The 18,333-nt window shown below is 54.2% G+C and carries 26 protein-coding genes; all 26 read right to left on the bottom strand.

Going from position 1 to position 18,333, the window contains the following annotated elements:
* Window positions 1-12 precede the first annotated feature (12 nt).
* Window positions 13-204, bottom strand: coding sequence for a 50S ribosomal protein L30 (gene rpmD, locus PUV47_RS11970; protein WP_274218790.1), 192 nt, complete (start codon window positions 202-204; stop codon window positions 13-15).
* 44 nt (window positions 205-248) lie between these two features.
* On the bottom strand, window positions 249-812 hold the full coding sequence (gene rpsE / locus PUV47_RS11965) for a 30S ribosomal protein S5 (protein WP_274218789.1): 564 nt from the start codon (window positions 810-812) through the stop codon (window positions 249-251).
* Window positions 813-853: 41 nt separating this feature from the next.
* Window positions 854-1,210 carry a 50S ribosomal protein L18 gene (rplR, locus tag PUV47_RS11960; RefSeq protein ID WP_274218788.1) on the bottom strand — a complete coding sequence of 119 codons (357 nt, stop codon included), beginning with the start codon at window positions 1,208-1,210 and terminating at the stop codon, window positions 854-856.
* An 11-nt stretch (window positions 1,211-1,221) separates the two neighbouring features.
* Window positions 1,222-1,755, bottom strand: coding sequence for a 50S ribosomal protein L6 (gene rplF, locus PUV47_RS11955; RefSeq protein WP_274218787.1), 534 nt, complete (start codon window positions 1,753-1,755; stop codon window positions 1,222-1,224).
* 47 nt (window positions 1,756-1,802) lie between these two features.
* Entirely contained in the window at window positions 1,803-2,201 is a 399-nt protein-coding gene (gene rpsH, locus PUV47_RS11950) for a 30S ribosomal protein S8 (protein ID WP_274218786.1), read from the bottom strand.
* A 12-nt stretch (window positions 2,202-2,213) separates the two neighbouring features.
* Window positions 2,214-2,519 (bottom strand): 30S ribosomal protein S14, encoded by a 306-nt coding sequence (gene rpsN, locus PUV47_RS11945; protein ID WP_274218785.1) that lies wholly within the window; start codon window positions 2,517-2,519, stop codon window positions 2,214-2,216.
* A gap of 33 nt (window positions 2,520-2,552) precedes the next feature.
* Window positions 2,553-3,110, bottom strand: a complete 558-nt coding sequence (rplE, locus tag PUV47_RS11940; protein WP_274218784.1) for a 50S ribosomal protein L5 — start codon at window positions 3,108-3,110, stop codon at window positions 2,553-2,555.
* Window positions 3,103-3,420 carry a 50S ribosomal protein L24 gene (rplX, locus tag PUV47_RS11935; RefSeq protein WP_274218783.1) on the bottom strand — a complete coding sequence of 106 codons (318 nt, stop codon included), beginning with the start codon at window positions 3,418-3,420 and terminating at the stop codon, window positions 3,103-3,105. Before rplX ends, rplE begins: the two co-directional genes overlap by 8 nt.
* Window positions 3,420-3,788: a 50S ribosomal protein L14 gene (gene rplN, locus PUV47_RS11930; RefSeq protein WP_274218782.1), complete on the bottom strand. Its 369-nt coding sequence runs from the start codon at window positions 3,786-3,788 to the stop codon at window positions 3,420-3,422. The genes rplX and rplN overlap by 1 nt, the downstream gene beginning before the upstream one ends.
* 56 nt (window positions 3,789-3,844) lie before the next feature.
* Window positions 3,845-4,087, bottom strand: coding sequence for a 30S ribosomal protein S17 (gene rpsQ, locus PUV47_RS11925; protein WP_274218781.1), 243 nt, complete (start codon window positions 4,085-4,087; stop codon window positions 3,845-3,847).
* A gap of 10 nt (window positions 4,088-4,097) precedes the next feature.
* Window positions 4,098-4,298, bottom strand: coding sequence for a 50S ribosomal protein L29 (rpmC, locus tag PUV47_RS11920; protein ID WP_274218780.1), 201 nt, complete (start codon window positions 4,296-4,298; stop codon window positions 4,098-4,100).
* A gap of 24 nt (window positions 4,299-4,322) precedes the next feature.
* Window positions 4,323-4,736: a 50S ribosomal protein L16 gene (gene rplP / locus PUV47_RS11915; RefSeq protein WP_274218779.1), complete on the bottom strand. Its 414-nt coding sequence runs from the start codon at window positions 4,734-4,736 to the stop codon at window positions 4,323-4,325.
* A 42-nt stretch (window positions 4,737-4,778) separates the two neighbouring features.
* Window positions 4,779-5,495, bottom strand: a complete 717-nt coding sequence (rpsC, locus tag PUV47_RS11910; protein WP_274218778.1) for a 30S ribosomal protein S3 — start codon at window positions 5,493-5,495, stop codon at window positions 4,779-4,781.
* Complete coding sequence (rplV, locus tag PUV47_RS11905; RefSeq protein ID WP_274218777.1) at window positions 5,495-5,875, bottom strand: 50S ribosomal protein L22; 381 nt, start codon at window positions 5,873-5,875, stop codon at window positions 5,495-5,497. Before rplV ends, rpsC begins: the two co-directional genes overlap by 1 nt.
* Window positions 5,876-5,877: 2 nt before the next feature.
* Complete coding sequence (gene rpsS / locus PUV47_RS11900) at window positions 5,878-6,156, bottom strand: 30S ribosomal protein S19 (RefSeq protein ID WP_274218776.1); 279 nt, start codon at window positions 6,154-6,156, stop codon at window positions 5,878-5,880.
* A 12-nt stretch (window positions 6,157-6,168) separates the two neighbouring features.
* Complete coding sequence (gene rplB, locus PUV47_RS11895; protein ID WP_274218775.1) at window positions 6,169-7,002, bottom strand: 50S ribosomal protein L2; 834 nt, start codon at window positions 7,000-7,002, stop codon at window positions 6,169-6,171.
* Between the two features lie 17 nt (window positions 7,003-7,019).
* The gene (locus PUV47_RS11890) at window positions 7,020-7,313 is read right to left on the bottom strand and encodes a 50S ribosomal protein L23 (RefSeq protein ID WP_274218774.1); all 294 of its coding nucleotides are present in this window, start codon (window positions 7,311-7,313) and stop codon (window positions 7,020-7,022) included.
* Window positions 7,313-7,930: a 50S ribosomal protein L4 gene (rplD, locus tag PUV47_RS11885; protein ID WP_274218773.1), complete on the bottom strand. Its 618-nt coding sequence runs from the start codon at window positions 7,928-7,930 to the stop codon at window positions 7,313-7,315. Before rplD ends, PUV47_RS11890 begins: the two co-directional genes overlap by 1 nt.
* Window positions 7,930-8,646: a 50S ribosomal protein L3 gene (gene rplC / locus PUV47_RS11880; protein WP_274218772.1), complete on the bottom strand. Its 717-nt coding sequence runs from the start codon at window positions 8,644-8,646 to the stop codon at window positions 7,930-7,932. The genes rplD and rplC overlap by 1 nt, the downstream gene beginning before the upstream one ends.
* A 22-nt stretch (window positions 8,647-8,668) precedes the next feature.
* On the bottom strand, window positions 8,669-8,977 hold the full coding sequence (gene rpsJ / locus PUV47_RS11875; protein WP_068314098.1) for a 30S ribosomal protein S10: 309 nt from the start codon (window positions 8,975-8,977) through the stop codon (window positions 8,669-8,671).
* 78 nt (window positions 8,978-9,055) lie between these two features.
* Complete coding sequence (tuf, locus tag PUV47_RS11870) at window positions 9,056-10,231, bottom strand: elongation factor Tu (RefSeq protein ID WP_274218759.1); 1,176 nt, start codon at window positions 10,229-10,231, stop codon at window positions 9,056-9,058.
* A 48-nt stretch (window positions 10,232-10,279) separates the two neighbouring features.
* A complete protein-coding gene (gene fusA, locus PUV47_RS11865) occupies window positions 10,280-12,355 on the bottom strand; it encodes an elongation factor G (RefSeq protein ID WP_274218771.1) in 2,076 nt (691 codons plus the stop codon).
* Window positions 12,356-12,379: 24 nt separating this feature from the next.
* Window positions 12,380-12,850 carry a 30S ribosomal protein S7 gene (gene rpsG, locus PUV47_RS11860; RefSeq protein WP_274218770.1) on the bottom strand — a complete coding sequence of 157 codons (471 nt, stop codon included), beginning with the start codon at window positions 12,848-12,850 and terminating at the stop codon, window positions 12,380-12,382.
* A 12-nt stretch (window positions 12,851-12,862) separates the two neighbouring features.
* Window positions 12,863-13,234: a 30S ribosomal protein S12 gene (gene rpsL / locus PUV47_RS11855; RefSeq protein WP_274218769.1), complete on the bottom strand. Its 372-nt coding sequence runs from the start codon at window positions 13,232-13,234 to the stop codon at window positions 12,863-12,865.
* A 504-nt stretch (window positions 13,235-13,738) separates the two neighbouring features.
* On the bottom strand, window positions 13,739-14,053 hold the full coding sequence (locus PUV47_RS11850) for a regulator (RefSeq protein ID WP_274218768.1): 315 nt from the start codon (window positions 14,051-14,053) through the stop codon (window positions 13,739-13,741).
* A 73-nt stretch (window positions 14,054-14,126) separates the two neighbouring features.
* Window positions 14,127-18,326, bottom strand: a complete 4,200-nt coding sequence (gene rpoC / locus PUV47_RS11845; RefSeq protein ID WP_274218767.1) for a DNA-directed RNA polymerase subunit beta' — start codon at window positions 18,324-18,326, stop codon at window positions 14,127-14,129.
* Between the last annotated feature and the right edge of the window lie 7 nt (window positions 18,327-18,333).

Raw genomic sequence — 18,333 nt, 5'->3', positions numbered from 1 at the left:
TCCCGGCTCTCGTTACGCTTCGTCAACGATACGAACGAGATGCTGAACCTTACGGATCATGCCGCGCACTTCAGGAGTATCCTTCAGGGTGCGACGACGGTGCATCTTGTTCAGTCCAAGGCCGATCAGCGTTGCGCGCTGATCAGCAGGACGGCGCAGCGGGCTGCCGATCTGTTCGACCGTTACGGTCTTTTCATTCGCCATGACACTAACCCTTGTTCATGTCTAAGACGGATCCCTACCGAGGATTAACCCTCGGAAGGAGCCGCTGCCGCTTCGTCGTTGTCGCGACGACGAGCCTGAATGGTAGAAACCTTGAGGCCGCGACGTGCCGCAACTGAACGTGGGCTGTCTTCCTTCTTCAGCGCTTCAAACGTCGCACGAACCATGTTGTACGGGTTAGAAGTGCCAGTTGATTTTGCAACCACGTCCTGAACGCCGAGCGTTTCGAACACAGCACGCATTGGACCACCTGCGATGATACCAGTACCCGCAGGTGCTGCACGCATCATGACCTTGCCTGCGCCGTGACGGCCTTCAACGTCGTGGTGAAGGGTACGACCTTCACGAAGTGGTACCCGGATCATAGACCGCTTGGCAGCTTCAGTTGCCTTGCGGATTGCCTCAGGTACTTCGCGGGCCTTACCGTGACCAAAGCCTACACGGCCCTTCTGGTCTCCAACAACAACCAGCGCAGCAAAGCCAAAGCGACGACCGCCCTTGACCACTTTTGCGACACGGTTGATGTGAACGAGCTTATCGACAAATTCGCTGTCGCGCTCTTCGCGATCCCGGTTGTCCTGTCTCGCCATATTATCGTCTTCCGTTCTCTCTTTGCATCGTTAGATGCAGATCAGAAATTCAGGCCGCCTTCACGAGCAGCATCCGCCAGGGCCTTAACACGGCCGTGGAACAGATAACCGCCACGATCAAACACGACATCCTTGACACCTGCAGCAATCGCACGTTCAGCGATCAGCTTGCCAACTGCTTCGGCCGCAGCCTTGTCAGCACCGGTCTTCAAGGAGCTCTTCACGTCCTTCTCGATCGTGGACGCAGCTGCCAGGGTCTTACCCTGCGCATCGTCGATGATCTGAGCATAAATCTGCTTGGACGAGCGGAAAACGGACAGACGAGGACGTCCATTCGCTACCTTTTTTAACGAACGGCGGACGCGAGCGCGACGACGTTCGAATTGATTGTTCGCCATGATCGGTTCCGTTACTTCTTCTTGCCTTCCTTACGGACGATGAACTCATCCGCGTATCGAATACCCTTGCCCTTGTATGGCTCAGGTGGACGCCACTCGCGAATATTCGCTGCGACCTGTCCAATCTGCTGCTTATCGATACCGCTGAGAACGATTTCGGTAGGCTTAGGGCAAACGATGTTAACTCCCTGAGGGATGTCGAACTTGACATCATGGGAGAAACCGAGAGCAAGATTCAGTGTATTACCCTGAACTTGGGCACGGTAACCAACACCCTGGATTTCCAGCTTCTTTTCGTAGCCAGATGTCACACCAGTGATAAGGTTCGCGATCATTGTACGGCTCATGCCCCACATAGAACGCGCTGCCTTAGTCTGGTTGCGCGGATCAACGCGGATGCCGTCATCAGTCATCTCGACCAGAACAAGGTCATTGACCACGAAGGAGAGTTCCCCCTTCGGGCCTTTGACCGCTACTTCCTGGCCGTTGATCGTTGCCGTTACCCCGCTAGGCACGGGGACTGGCTTTTTGCCAATTCGAGACATAGGATCAACCTGTCAGTTAATGTATTATATGTAGTGGTAGTGCCGCATCAGAAGACGCGGCACAGAACCTCACCGCCCACGTTCTTGTCGCGAGCTTCATGGTCTGCCATCACACCCTGAGGCGTGGACAGAATAGATACACCCAAACCGTTTGCAACGTGAGGGATGTTCTTCACTGAGGAGTACACGCGACGACCAGGCTTAGATACGCGCTCAATGGTGCGGATCACTGGTTCGCCATCAAAGTACTTCAGTTCAATTTCGAGTTCAGACTTACCGCTCTCGAAAGAGACGGTTGTATAGCCACGGATATAACCTTCCGAGGCCAATACGTCCAGTACCCGAGCGCGCAATTTTGATGCAGGTGTAGAAACCTTGCTCTTGCGGCGCATTTGTGCATTACGAATGCGTGTCAGCATATCGCCGACTGGATCGGAAATCGACATTACCGTAACTCCTTACCAGCTCGACTTCACGAGACCCGGGATCTTGCCCAGGGAACCCAGCTCACGGAGCGCAATACGCGACATCTTGAGCTTGCGGTAGAAACCGCGTGGGCGACCTGAAACTTCACACCGGTTGCGTACTCGTGTAGGCGCGGAATTGCGCGGCAGCTTAGAGAGCTGCAAACGCGCATTGAACCGCTCCTCAAGAGACAGGCTTTCGTCTTTGGCCTTGGCCTTCAACTCAGCGCGCTTAGCAGCGTACTTTGCTACAAGACGCTCGCGCCGCTTGTTCTTCTCGACCGCGCTTTTCTTCGCCATCGTCTGTCCTCGTTCCTTTCCCGTATACCGCGATTATTTGCGGAACGGGAAGTTGAACGCGCGCAGCAGTTCACGCGCTTCGTCATCGTTAGTTGCCGTGGTGCAAACCACGATGTCCATACCCCGCATGGAATCGACCTTATCGTAGTCGATTTCAGGGAACACGATTTGCTCTTTCAGGCCCATGGCATAGTTGCCGCGACCGTCAAAGCTCTTCGGGTTCAGACCGCGGAAGTCACGCACGCGTGGAAGCGCAATCGTGATCAGGCGATCAAGGAATTCAAACATCTGGTTACGACGAAGGGTTACCTTAGCACCGAGCGGCATGCCCTCACGAACCTTAAAGGTCGCGATAGACTTCGTCGCACGGGTAATAACCGCTTTCTGACCAGCAATCAAGCTCAGCTCTTCTGCTGCAGAACGAACCTTCTTGCTGTCACCAACTGCTTCACCAACACCCATGTTCAAAACGACCTTGTCAATAGACGGGATCATCATCGGGTTGGTGTAGTTAAACTTCTCCTGGAGCTGACCACGCACTACGTCAGAGTAGTGCGTCTTCAGCCGTGGGATGTAATTAGCGTCAGCCATCAATCACATCTCCCGAACGCTTGGCGATACGTACAGTAACGCCATCTTCGTTGGTCTTGAAACCGACGCGAGTTGGCTTGCCATCCTTAGGATCAACGATGGCAATGTTGGACAGCTGGATAGGAGCTTCCTTAGAAATGATGCCACCCTCGCTCTGCTGGGTCTGGCGTTGGTGACGACGCACCAAATTAACGCCACGCACGACAGCGCGATTTTCAGATGGGAGCATCTGGATAACTTCCCCAGTCTTGCCCTTGTCACGACCGGCGATTACGACGACCTTGTCGCCCTTTTTAATTTTCGCAGGCATCAGAGCACCTCCGGCGCAAGCGAAATGATCTTCATGTGATTTTTGCCACGCAGTTCACGAGGAACTGGGCCAAAAATACGAGTTCCGATCGGTTCTTTATTGTTGTTGATCAGCACGGCCGCATTGCGGTCGAAACGGATCACGCTGCCATCGGCGCGGCGGATATCCTTAGCCGTGCGCACGACGACTGCTTTCATCACATCGCCCTTTTTAACACGACCCCGAGGGATAGCTTCCTTGACAGACACTACGATGATGTCGCCTACAGAAGCGTACTTCCGCTTGGAGCCGCCGAGCACTTTGATGCACTGGACACGACGTGCGCCGGAATTATCGGCCACATCGAGGTTAGTTTGCATCTGAATCATGACTCGTCGCCTTGTTCTTTTCTCAGCGTCCTATGCAGGATCACCGGATGCGTCTTTTAGCTCGCTGCTTCCTCAGAAACAACGATCCAACTCTTATTCTTAGAGATTGGCGCGCACTCTTGGATGAGCACGGTATCGCCGTTCTTGTAAGAATTATTTTCGTCGTGTGCACGATACTTCTTCGTACGGCGCACAGTTTTCTTCAACAGTGGGTGCGTAAAGCGACGCTCTACCTTCACCGTAACTGTCTTGTCATTCGCATCGCTAACAACGACGCCCTGCAGAATACGCTTTGGCATCATTAGCTCCTTATGCGTTCTCAGACGTGCGCTTTTCGCGCAGGATTGTCTGAATCCGCGCGATGTCGCGACGTACTACGCGAACACGAGCGGTGTTTTCGAGCTGACCGGTTGCCCGCTGAAAGCGCAGGTTGAACTGCTCTTTCTTCAGGCCTTCCAGTTCCTCACGGAGCTGGTCGGCGGTCTTTGCTCTTACGTCAGTAGCCTTCATGGCCTATTCCTCTCGACTGTCCGATCACTCGCCGATACGTGTCACGAAGCGACACTTAATCGGGAGCTTGGCGGCCGCCAGACGCATTGCTTCACGAGCAATTTCTTCTGACACACCATCAACCTCAAACATGATCCGGCCAGGCTTGACCTTACACGCCCAGTATTCCGGGCTACCCTTACCTTTACCCATACGGACTTCGGCCGGCTTGGAAGAGACCGGTACGTCTGGGAAAATACGGATCCACACGCGACCCGCACGCTTCATGTAACGGGTCATAGCACGACGAGCCGCCTCAATCTGCCGAGCTGTAATACGCTCTGGCTCCTGTGCCTTCAAACCGTAGGCACCGAAATTGAGCTCAAAACCACCCTTGGCCTTGCCATGGATGCGGCCCTTGTGCTGCTTGCGGAACTTAGTTCGCTTTGGCTGCAGCATCGTATCTCTCGCTTCTCTATTCTGTCACGGAGACCGTGCAGCTTACGCTGCACGTTCCCGGCGACCGCCGCCCTGGCGTTCGTTCTTGCCACCGCCTTCAGTCGCGCGGCGTTCGGAGGCCATTGGGTCATGCTCAAGGATTTCGCCCTTGAATACCCAAACCTTCACGCCACATGCGCCGTAAGCGGTATGCGCGGTTGCGGTACCATAGTCGATGTCTGCACGAAGAGTGTGCAGCGGCACGCGACCTTCACGGTACCATTCAATGCGCGCGATTTCCGCGCCACCAAGACGACCGGAACAGTTGATCCGGATGCCCTGGGCACCAAGACGCATTGCAGACTGAACTGAACGCTTCATGGCACGACGGAAAGCAACACGACGTTCCAGCTGCTGAGCAATAGAAGCTGCAACCAGCTGCGCGTCCGTTTCCGGCTTGCGCACTTCAACGATGTTGAGGTGCACTTCCGAATTGGTCATGGATGACAGCTTCTTGCGAAGACGCTCGATGTCTGCACCCTTCTTGCCGATGACCACACCTGGACGACCAGAGTGGATGGTCACACGGCACTTCTTGTGCGGACGCTCGATGACGACCTTGGAAACTGCCGCCTGCTTCAATTCCTTGAGCAGGTATTCACGGATGCGGAAATCTTCATGAAGAAGATCGCCGTATTCGTTCTTGCTGGCGAACCAACGTGAATCCCAGGTCCGGTTGATGCCAAGACGAAGGCCAATTGGGTTAATCTTCTGTCCCATTAGGCAGTCTCCTCAACTTCACGGACTACGATGGTCAGGTTGGAAAACGGCTTCTGGATCCGTCCAACACGACCACGGGCACGTGGCTGAAAGCGCTTCATTACGAGCGCCTTGCCAACGAATGCCTCGGCGACGACAAGATTGTCGACGTCGAGATCGTGGTTGTTTTCTGCGTTTGCTACAGCAGACATCAAGGTCTTCTTGACGTCGCCTGCAATGCGCTTGCGAGAGAAGGTCAGGTCAGCCATTGCGGAGCTAACCTTCTTACCGCGGATCGATGCTGCAACGAGGTTTAGCTTCTGCGGGGAAACCCGCAGCATGCGGCATACTGCCTTTGCCTCGTTGTCGGCGAGCGTCCGCTCACGCTTCTGCTTGCCCATCGTTATTTCCTCTTTGCCTTCTTGTCAGCGCCATGGCCGTAGTAGGTACGAGATGGTGAAAACTCACCAAGCTTGTGCCCGACCATTTCTTCGCTGATCAGAACCGGAATGTGCTTCTGGCCGTTATAAACGCCGAAGGTCAGCCCCACAAAGTTCGGAAGAATAGTGGAACGGCGGCTCCAGGTCTTGATGACCTCGTTACGGCCGGACTCACGAACCTTTTCCGCTTTCTTCAGGAGGTAACCGTCAACGAACGGGCCTTTCCAGATCGAACGTGTCACGATCCGTCCCTCTTACTTCTTACGCGCATGACGTGAGCGAACGATAAACTTATCGGTCGCCTTGTTACGACGGGTGCGCTTACCTTTGGTCGGCTTGCCCCAAGGGGTAACCGGATGACGTCCGCCTGAGGTACGACCTTCACCACCACCGTGTGGGTGATCGATCGGGTTCATAGCTACACCGCGAACATGTGGACGGCGACCGAGCCAACGAGAACGACCGGCTTTACCGTAGTTCACGTTTGCGTGGTCTGGGTTGGATACCGCACCAATCGTGGCCATGCAGGTGCCGAGTACACGGCGCTGCTCACCAGACAGGAGACGGACAACCGTGTAACCGGCGTCACGACCAACGATCTGAGCGTAAGCACCAGCAGAACGTGCAATCTGCGCACCCTTGCCTGGCTTCAGCTCGATGTTGTGAACAACAGTACCGACCGGGATGGAAGCCAGCGGCATTGCGTTGCCCGGCTTAACGTCCACAGCCTGACCAGCTACAACCTTGTCGCCAGCAGCAAGACGCTGTGGTGCCAGGATGTAAGCCTGCTCACCGTCCTCATAAGAAATGAGTGCGATGAAAGCGGTACGGTTTGGATCATATTCAAGGCGCTCAACGGTGCCGACAACGTCGAACTTGCGACGCTTGAAGTCAACTACACGATAAGTGCGCTTATGACCACCACCAATGTTGTTTGCGGTCTTGCGGCCGGTGTTGTTACGACCACCGGACTTGGACAGGCCTTCAGTCAATTTCTTGACTGGCTTGCCCTTCCACAGTTCTGAACGGTCAACCTGGATCAGCTGACGACGGCCAGGAGATGTGGGATTAAATGTCTTAAGTGCCATTTTTTCCTACCTCGCCCTTAGAGACCAGTCGTCACATCGATGGACTGACCGTCCTCGAGGGTGACCACAGCCTTCTTGAAGTCGCTCTGACGGCCGAGGATGCCACGGAAACGCTTGGTCTTACCCTTACGGACAAGAGTGTTTACCGCTTTAACCTTTACGCCGAACAGGGATTCAACTGCTGCCTTGATTTCAGGCTTTGTAGCAGTGATAGCGACCTTGAAAACGACCTTGTTCTCTTCAGAAGCATAAGTTGCTTTTTCGGTAATTACCGGAGAAACGATCGTGTCGTAGTGAACAACCTTGCTCATTAGAAACGTTCCTCCAGTGCAGCAACTGCAGCCTTGGTCAGTACGAGCGTGTCACGACGCAGAATGTCGTAAACGTTGATGCCCTGTACTGGAAGCACGTCAACATTCGGGATGTTGCGGGATGCAAGACCGAAGTTTGCATCTACTTCTGCACCATCAACGAAAAGGACGTTAGACAGACCGAGACCAGCAAGCTGTGCCTTCAGTGCCTTTGTCTTTGCTTCGCCAGCCTTAGCTTCTTCAAGCACGATCAGGTTCCCAGCAGCTGCCTTTGCAGACAGAGCATGCTTGAGACCAAGTGCGCGGACTTTCTTTGGCAGATCGTGCGCATGAGAGCGTACGACTGGACCAAAGGCGCGACCGCCGCCCTTGAACTGAGGAACCTTACGGTTACCGTGACGAGCGCCGCCAGAACCTTTCTGACGAACGAACTTCTTGGTAGTACCGTTCACTTCAGAGCGACCCAGGGTCTTGTGCGTGCCAGCCTGGCGCTTAGCCAGCTGCCAACGTACAACGCGCTGAATCAGGTCTGTGCGTGGCTCAAGTCCGAAGATTTCTTCAGACACGGTGATCGAACCGGCCGCACCGCCGCCGAGGGTCTTGACCTCGAGTTCCATCACTCACCTTCCTTCCCGGTTTCGGCCGCAGCATCAGCAGCAGCCTGACGGATCGCACCTGGTAGTGGTGCTGCTTCCGGCAGTGCCTTCTTGATGGCGTCGCGAACGAGAATCCAGCCGCCCTTGGAACCAGGTACAGAACCTTCCACGAGGATCAGGCCACGCTCTGCATCAGTGCGTACAACCTTGAGGTTCTGCGTGGTAACGCGTTCATCACCGAGGTGACCGGCCATTTTCTTGCCTTTGAACACTTTACCTGGATCCTGACACTGGCCCGTTGAACCGTGCGAACGGTGAGAGATAGACACACCGTGAGAAGCACGACCACCACCGAAGTTGTGGCGCTTCATTGCACCAGCGAAGCCCTTACCGATAGAAGTGCCGGTTACGTCTACGAACTGACCGTTGACGAAGTGTTCTGCAGTGATTTCTGCACCAACGTCGATCATGTTTTCAGAAGTAACACGGAACTCGGCAAGCTTACGCTTAGGTTCAACCTTCGCTACTGCGAAGTGTCCGCGCATTGCGCGATCCGTATTTTTAACTTTAGCTGCACCTACGCCCAATTGAAGCGCAGTGTAGCCGTTCTTTTCTTCCGTCCGGTGGGCAACAACCTGACAGTTGTCCAGACGAAGTACCGTTACCGGCACATGTTCACCAGCGTCGTTATAGACGCGAGTCATACCCACCTTCTGGGCGATCACTCCAGAACGCATCTGCGTGTCCCCTTTGGCCGCCTTAGAGCTTGATCTCGACGTCTACACCTGCAGCCAGGTCGAGCTTCATAAGAGCATCAACTGTCTGAGGAGTAGGATCGACGATGTCGAGAAGACGCTTATGTGTGCGCATCTCAAACTGATCACGACTCTTTTTGTCGATATGCGGTCCGCGAAGTACAGTGTACTTCTCGATCCGCGTCGGCAGCGGCACAGGTCCGCGCACTTGCGCGCCGGTCCGCTTCGCCGTGTTGACGATTTCCTTTGTGGAAGCGTCGAGAACACGGTGATCAAACGCCTTCAGGCGGATCCGAATATTCTGACCGTTCATGACTTTTCCCTAGTGAGCAAGATCGGCAGCAGCCGTTCGTTTTTGTTAATGACCAGCTGCTGCCGTCAAACTCAATTCTTATTCGATGATTTCAGCAACGACGCCAGCACCAACGGTGCGGCCGCCTTCGCGGATAGCGAAACGCAGACCATCTTCCATTGCGATCGGAACGATCAGCTCAACAGAAACGGAAACGTTATCGCCAGGCATAACCATCTCAGTGCCTTCCGGCAGGCTAACAACACCGGTCACGTCAGTCGTACGGAAGTAGAACTGTGGACGGTAGTTAGTGAAGAATGGGGTGTGACGACCGCCTTCTTCCTTGGTCAGGATGTATGCCTCTGCCTTGAACTTCGTGTGCGGGGTTACAGAACCCGGCTTACAAAGAACCTGGCCACGCTCAACTTCTTCACGACCAACACCGCGGATCAATGCGCCAATGTTGTCGCCAGCTTCACCCTGATCGAGCAGCTTGCGGAACATTTCAACACCGGTAACGGTGGTCTTGGCGGTGTCCTTGATGCCGACGATCTCGACTTCTTCACCAACCTTGATCACGCCGCGCTCTACACGACCGGTTACAACAGTACCGCGGCCAGAGATGGAGAACACGTCTTCGATTGGCATCAGGAACGGCTGATCGCGTGGACGGTCTGGAGTTGGGATGTACTCGTCAACTGCAGCCATCAGCTCGGTGATCTTGTCCTTGCCGATGTTGTCGTCGCGATCTTCCAGAGCTGCCAGAGCAGAACCAGCTACGATCGGAATGTCGTCGCCTGGGAATTCATAGGAGGACAGCAGTTCACGAATTTCCATCTCGACGAGCTCGAGAAGTTCTTCGTCATCTACCTGGTCAACCTTGTTCATGAAAACAACCAGAGCAGGAACGCCAACCTGACGAGCAAGCAGGATGTGTTCGCGGGTCTGTGGCATTGGGCCATCAGCTGCGTTCACAACCAGGATTGCGCCGTCCATCTGCGCTGCACCGGTGATCATGTTCTTCACGTAGTCAGCGTGACCTGGGCAGTCAACGTGAGCGTAGTGACGGTTTTCGGTCTCATACTCAACGTGTGCAGTTGAGATGGTGATGCCGCGTGCACGCTCTTCAGGTGCACCGTCGATTTCGTCGTAAGCCTTGAACTCACCGAACTGCTTGGTGATAGCAGCAGTCAGAGTGGTCTTACCGTGGTCAACGTGGCCAATTGTGCCGATGTTGACGTGCGGCTTCGTACGGTCAAATTTTTCTTTTGCCATCGGATTTCTCCGTTCTCTCTGTAATCCCGTTGACTGTATTTTTTAGGTTCAGGCGTATTTCGCCTGAACCTCATCAGCCACAGCCTGTGGGACAAGATCGTAATGATCGAACACCATGGAATACTGTGCACGTCCCTGCGACATGGAGCGCAGGTTGTTGACGTAACCAAACATGTTGGCCAGCGGAACCATAGCAGTGATAACGGTCACGACACCGCGGTTTTCGGTACCTGCAATCTGCCCACGACGTGAGTTCAGATCGCCGATTACGTCACCCATGTAATCTTCAGGGGTAACAACCTCAACCTTCATGATTGGTTCCATGAGCTTTGCACCAGCTTTGGCGATTGCTTCACGGAAACCTGCACGACCTGCGATTTCGAACGCCATCACAGAGGAGTCAACATCGTGGTAAGCACCGTCAGTGAGGGTTACCTTGATATCGACCATTGGGAAGCCTGCCAGAGGGCCGGAAGACATGACGCTTTCGACACCCTTTTCAACACCCGGGATGTATTCCTTAGGAACGTTACCACCCACAACTGTGTTAGCGAACTCAAACCCAGCGCCGACTTCGTTCGGCTCAATGGTGAGCTTAACGCGCGCGAACTGACCAGAACCACCAGACTGTTTCTTGTGGGTATAGTCGACGTCTGCAACCTTGGTGATGGTCTCACGGTATGCAACCTGAGGAGCACCAATGTTTGCTTCCACCTTGAATTCGCGCTTCATGCGATCAACGAGGATGTCCAGGTGAAGTTCACCCATGCCAGCAATGATGGTCTGGCCGGACTCTTCGTCGGTCTTAACACGGAATGATGGATCCTCAGCAGCCAGACGGTTCAGGGCAAGGCCCATCTTTTCCTGGTCAGCTTTGGTCTTTGGCTCAACAGCGATCTCAATAACTGGATCCGGGAACTCCATGCGTTCCAGAATAACAGGCTTGAGAGGGTCGCAGAGCGTATCACCCGTAGTAGTATCCTTCAGGCCAGCGATAGCCACGATGTCGCCTGCGTAAGCTACATCGATGTCTTCACGGCTGTTGGAATGCATCTGCATCATGCGGCCAACGCGCTCGCGCTTTTCCTTGACCGTATTCATTACTGATGAGCCCTTGTTCAGGACACCAGAGTAAATACGGCAGAAGGTCAAAGAACCAACGAACGGGTCGTTCATGATCTTGAACGCAAGCATGCCAAGCGGCTCTTCATCAGAAGACTTGCGAACAGTTTCTTCTTCGGTCTTTGCGTCGATGCCCTTAATCGCAGGAACTTCGACTGGGCTTGGCAGGTAATCAACAACCGCGTCCAGCAGAGGCTGCACACCCTTGTTCTTAAACGCCGTACCACACATCACAGGAACGAAATCGCCAGCGATGGTGCCCTTGCGAATGAGCTCCTGAAGCTTCTCAAAGGTCGGCTCTTCACCTTCCAGATAAGCTTCCATTGTGGCTTCATCGACCTCAACAGCGGTTTCGATGAGCTTTTCGCGGTATTCCTGAGCCTGATCAGCCAGATCAGCAGGAATATCCAGCTCATCCCAGCTTGCGCCGAGGTTTTCACCCTGCCAGACGAGAGCCTTCATCTTGAGCAGATCGACAACACCCGCGAACTCGCTCTCAGCGCCGATAGGCAGCTGAAGGCAGAGTGGGTTTGCACCGAGGCGCTTTTCGATCATCTCCACACAGCGGAAGAAGTCTGCACCCAGCTTGTCCATCTTGTTGACGAAGATCATCCGCGGAACGTTGTACTTGTCGGCCTGACGCCAAACAGTTTCGGTCTGCGGTTCTACGCCAGCGTTGGCGTCCAGAAGAGCTACTGCACCATCAAGAACACGCAGGGAACGCTCAACTTCAATGGTGAAGTCAACGTGGCCTGGGGTGTCAATGATGTTAAGACGCTTTTCTTTCCAGTGCGCGGTGGTAGCCGCAGAAGTGATGGTGATACCACGCTCCTGCTCCTGCTCCATCCAGTCCATGGTAGCTGCGCCATCATGAACTTCACCGATCTTGTGAGACTTACCGGTGTAGAAGAGGATACGCTCTGTAGTAGTCGTCTTACCGGCATCAATGTGGGCCATGATGCCGAAGTTGCGGTAGTCCTCGATTTTGTGTGTGCGTGACATAGCGCCAGCCTCTTTCCGGGGATGTTACCAGCGATAATGCGAGAACGCGCGGTTGGCTTCCGCCATACGGTGCGTGTCTTCGCGCTTCTTAACGGAGTTACCACGGTTGTTAGCAGCATCCATGAGTTCACCAGAGATGCGACCAACCATTGTGGTCTCATTGCGGCCACGCGCAGCTGAGATCAGCCAGCGAATAGCCAAAGCCTGACGACGTTCTGCACGAACCTCGACTGGAACCTGATAGGTTGCACCACCAACGCGGCGGGAACGAACTTCGACCTGCGGCATTACGTTTTCCAGAGCAGAGTGGAACACTTCTACTGGATTGGTGCGGGTCTTGTTTTCGATGATGTCGAATGCACCGTAAACGATGCGCTCTGCAACAGACTTCTTACCATCAAGCATTACCGCGTTCATGAACTTGGTAACGACGATGTCTGCAAACTTAGGATCTGGAAGAACCTTACGCTTTTCAGCAGCGTGACGACGGGACATATGGCTATCCTCTTATTTCGGGCGCTTCGCGCCGTAATGGGAGCGACGCTGCTTACGGTCCTTAACACCCTGGGTATCAAGAACACCACGAATGATGTGATAACGCACACCTGGCAAATCCTTTACACGGCCGCCGCGGATCATCACGACAGAGTGCTCTTGCAGGTTGTGGCCCTCACCTGGGATATAACCAATGACTTCGAAGCCATTCGTCAGACGGATCTTTGCCACCTTACGCAGAGCCGAGTTCGGCTTCTTTGGCGTAGTGGTGTAAACGCGTGTACAAACGCCACGCTTCTGAGGATTTGCTTCCATAGCTGGAACTTTGTTCCGCTTAGGAGGATCCTTGCGTGGCTTGCGGATCAACTGATTGATCGTCGGCATACTAAATTGCCCTTTACCTAATGTTCTCGTCGAGTCTCACATCCAGTTAGACAAACGCAAACGCGCCTATTCCGCTTTTTTCTCGCGGAAGGCGCTGCGACACCAGAGGATCACGCGTTAACGCGATCATGAACTCGACGTATATTCGCCTATGAACCCGGCAGCGTTTAAGCTTCAGTATTTCTCAGCGTGGCGCCATAGAAAAAGGACATTGCTTACCGCCTGCCATGTGGTTGCGCGGAAACTACTCACAGTCCCATGTTTCGTCAAGTACCCCAGCGCAAAATAATCTCGGGTAAAGACTATATTAACGCCAGCCAAACTTGGTTAACGGACCGGGAACCTGCAGCAGCAACAAATGCGCAGAATGAGAGATGATCTTGTAATTTTCGTACCACATTCTCAAACAGTGTCATGCGCATTAATAGTTAGGCGGAACAAAGGCTCTCGCCCCTACCCCGCCTTTTGATTCCAACGATCCTCTAGCAGGACCCGTTGAATCTCTTAGTCGCGGAACGCGATCACCGCAACATTGCCGGCCATGGCATCATCATATGCCGAGGCAAACATGTCTTCTTCCGGGCGTTCGGTGACAATGCCGATCTGGTCGAGTTCCGCCTCGATGAAACCTTGCGCGGTCAAGGCTTCGAGGCCCCGACGCACGGCGCCATCATCATCGGCTGCGGTGACAAGAATGTTGAACGGAACGGCATCATCCGGGTGTCCATCTTCTTCTTCCCAGCCGCGACCGACAAGAATGTAAAGTACTGGCGCTTCGCCCGAGCCATTGAGTGAATTGGTGTTGTCTGTCTCAGCCATGATGGCCCCTCTCTTTAAATGGAAAAGGCCGCCCTGATACTGGGCGGCCTCTTTAGTTCTTGCAAGTCAGCGATCAGTCCAATCCGCCGCTGAAGTCTTCCAGCATCGCATCCGCAGTTCCTGCGGTTGATGCTGCACGGCGTGCATCCATGATCAGATCGTCGCGCAGGGTTGCAACCTTGCGGATCCGGTTCATGGTTCCGCCGGTACCTGCCGGGATCAAACGACCCACGATCACGTTTTCCTTCAGACCATCCAATGGATCGATCTTGCCAGCGACTGCAGCTTCGGTCAGGACACGAGTGGTTTCCTGGAACGATGCAGCAGAGAAGAACGAACGGGTCTGCAAGGATGCCTTGGTGATACCCAGCAGAACTGGAACCGCCTTGGCAGGATCACGAGCATTGTCGATCGCCTTCTGGTTTGCCTCTTCGAGATCGATGCGATCAATCTGCTCACCAGCGAAGTATTCGGTCTCACCCGGATCAGTGATCTCAACCTTCTGGAGCATCTGACGCACGATAACTTCAATGTGCTTATCGTTGATGCCCACACCCTGGAGGCGGTAAACCTCCTGGATTTCGTTGACGAGGTAAGCAGCCAGTGCCTCAACACCCTTAATGGCAAGGATGTCGTGCGGAGCTGGGTTACCGTCCAGCAGGTATTCACCCTTCTCGATGGTGTCGCCTTCCTGCAGGTGGAAGTGCTTGCCCTTCGGAATGAGGTATTCAACCGGCTCTAGGCTCTCGTCGGTCGGATCGATGATGATGCGACGCTTGTTCTTGTAGTCGCGGCCAAAGCGGATCGTACCATCGAGTTCTGCGATGATCGCGTGATCCTTCGGACGGCGAGCTTCGAACAGTTCAGCAACGCGTGGCAGACCACCGGTAATGTCCTTGGTCTTCGCGCTTTCCAGAGGAATACGCGCAAGAACGTCACCCGCATGAACGACATCGCCCGGCTGAACGGACAGGATCGCGTCAACTGACAGAAGCGAACGAGCGTCGCCACCACGTGGCAACTTCATTGGCTTGCCGCTTTCGTCCTGAATGACCATTGCTGGCTTCAGATCAGAACCGCGCTGAGACGAACGCCAGTCAATGACGATACGCTTGGTGATACCAGTTGCCTCATCGGTGGTCTCCTTGACAGAAGAGCCGTCAACGAGATCTTCAAAGGCCACGCGACCGGACACTTCGGTCAGGATCGGACGGGTGTATGGATCCCACTCAGCCAGACGCTGGCCGCGCTTGATGCTATCACCTTCGTCAACGTGCAACTTGGAACCGTACATCAGACGATGTGATGCACGCTCGTTGCCGTCGCTGTCGACCACGATGATGGACATGTTACGGGCCATGACGATGTTGTTGCCATCGGAGTCACGAACCACGTTGCGGTTACGTGTCTTGATGGTACCGTCGAAGTTGGCTTCGATGAAGGAGCTGTCAACAACCTGTGCCGTACCACCAATGTGGAAGGTACGCATGGTCAGCTGGGTACCAGGCTCACCAATGGACTGTGCAGCAATAACACCAACAGCCTCACCGATGTTCACCGGCGTACCACGTGCAAGGTCACGACCATAACACGCCGCACACACACCAGTCTTGGTCTCACAGGTCAGAACAGAGCGGATCTTGATCATCTGGACCTTGGCTGCCTCAATGGCATCCACGTCCTTCTCATCGATCAGCGTGCCCTTGGAAACGATCAGCTCACCGGTTGCGTTGTTGTAGACGTCTTCAGCCGCTGTACGGCCGAGAACACGACTACCCAGTGACGCAATGACGTTACCGGCGTCAATGATCGCCTGAACAGAGATACCGCCTTCAGAACCACAGTCTTCTTCAAGAATGATGCTGTCCTGAGCAACGTCAACCAGACGACGGGTAAGGTAACCGGAGTTAGCGGTCTTAAGCGCCGTATCCGCAAGACCCTTACGAGCACCGTGCGAGGAGTTGAAGTACTCAAGAACGGACAAGCCTTCCTTGAAGTTCGCGATAATCGGGTTTTCGATGATAGAGCCATCCGGCTTAGCCATCAGACCGCGCATACCGCCGAGCTGCTTCATCTGTGCTGGAGAACCACGCGCACCGGAGTGAGCCATCATGTAAACAGAGTTCATCTGCTTCTGACGACCGCTCTCTTCGTCAAACTCGACAGCCGAGATGCGCTTCATCATCTCGTCAGCGACCTTGTCGGTACACTTGGCCCAAGCATCAACAACCTTGTTGTACTTCTCACCCTGGGTGATCAGACCGTCGTTGTACTGCTGCTCGTATTCCTTGACCATGGTTGTGGTTGCATCAACCAGCTGCCACTTGTTGTCAGGGATAAGCATGTCGTCCTTACCGAACGAAATACCCGCGCGGCACGCATTCTTGAAGCCGAGTTCCATGATGCGGTCACAGAAGATCACAGTCTCCTTCTGACCGGTTGCACGGTAAACCGTGTCGATCATCTTGGAGATCTCTTTCTTCGTCATCAGCTTGTTACAGACGTCGAAAGGAACTTCGTGGTGCTTAGGAAGCAGTTCCGCAATCATCATGCGACCTGGAGTGGTCTCATAGATCTTGGAGACTGGCTGACCGAACTCATCAACGGTCTTGAAGCGGCCACGGATCTTGGTGTGAACCGTGATTGCCTTGCTTTCCAACGCGTGGTGCAATTCGCCCAGGTTACCAAAAGCCATGCCCTCACCTGGCTCACCTTCTGCCATAATGGACAGATAGTAGAGACCAAGAACAATATCCTGAGACGGCACGATGATCGGACCACCGTTCGCCGGATGCAGAATGTTGTTGGTAGACATCATCAGCGTACGCGCTTCCAGTTGGGCTTCCAGCGAGAGCGGTACGTGAACAGCCATCTGGTCGCCGTCAAAGTCAGCGTTGAACGCAGAACAGACAAGCGGGTGCAGCTGAATAGCCTTACCTTCAATCAGCGTAGGCTCGAATGCCTGAATGCCGAGGCGGTGCAGCGTAGGCGCACGGTTAAGCAGAACCGGGTGCTCGCGGATAACCTCATCAAGGATATCCCAAACTTCCGGACGTTCTTTCTCAACCAGCTTCTTGGCCTGCTTGACGGTTGAAGAGAAGCCCTTGGCGTCAAGACGCGAATAGATGAACGGCTTGAACAGCTCAAGCGCCATCTTCTTCGGCAGACCACACTGGTGCAGCTTCAGCTCAGGACCCACGGTAATAACGGAACGACCGGAGTAGTCCACGCGCTTACCAAGGAGGTTCTGACGGAAGCGGCCCTGCTTACCCTTCAGCATGTCGGAAAGCGACTTGAGCGGACGCTTGTTGGCACCCTGAATGACACGGCCGCGGCGGCCGTTGTCGAACAGAGCATCAACAGATTCCTGCAGCATGCGCTTTTCGTTACGGATAATGATATCCGGCGCACGCAGCTCGATCAGACGCTTCAAACGGTTGTTACGGTTGATCACACGTCGATACAGATCGTTCAGATCTGATGTCGCAAAGCGGCCACCATCCAGCGGAACCAGCGGACGAAGATCCGGTGGAATGACTGGAACGACGGTCATGATCATCCATTCGGGACGGTTACCTGACTCGATGAACGCCTCAACCACCTTCAAGCGCTTCGCCAACTTCTTAGGCTTCAGCTCAGTGGTTGCTTCAGCGATTTCCTGACGGATCTTTTCGCTTTCAGCCTGAAGGTCCATGCTCGCCATGATTTCGCGGATCGCTTCCGCGCCGATCATGGCGGTAAAGGCATCTTCACCGTACTCGTCCTGAGCCAGCACATACTCTTCTTCCGAGAGCAACTGGTGCTGCTTCAGAGGAGTAAGACCTGGTTCGAGAACAATGTAGTTTTCGAAGTACAGAACGCGCTCAAGATCCTTGAGGGTCATGTCCAGAAGAAGGCCAATGCGGGATGGCAGAGACTTCAGGAACCAGATGTGAGCGACAGGAGCTGCAAGCTCGATGTGCCCCATGCGTTCACGGCGTACGCGGGAAAGGGTGACTTCAACGCCACACTTTTCACAGATAACGCCTTTGTACTTCATGCGCTTATACTTACCGCACAAGCACTCGTAGTCCTTGATTGGACCGAAGATGCGAGCACAGAACAACCCTTCACGCTCTGGCTTGAACGTGCGGTAGTTGATTGTTTCCGGCTTCTTGATCTCACCAAATGACCAGGAAAGGATCTTTTCCGGGCTGGCAATCGAGATGCGGATATGATCGAAGTTCTGCGCGGGAGCCTGTTGATTGAACAGGTTCATGACCTCTTGCGACATCGGCTCT

Source organism: Pseudovibrio exalbescens, assembly GCF_028737195.1.
In the GTDB taxonomy this organism is placed as follows: Bacteria; Pseudomonadota; Alphaproteobacteria; order Rhizobiales; family Stappiaceae; genus Pseudovibrio; species Pseudovibrio zosterae.
The sequence above is the reverse complement of the archived record's forward strand: the minus strand, read 5'-3'. Positions and strand labels throughout refer to the sequence as shown.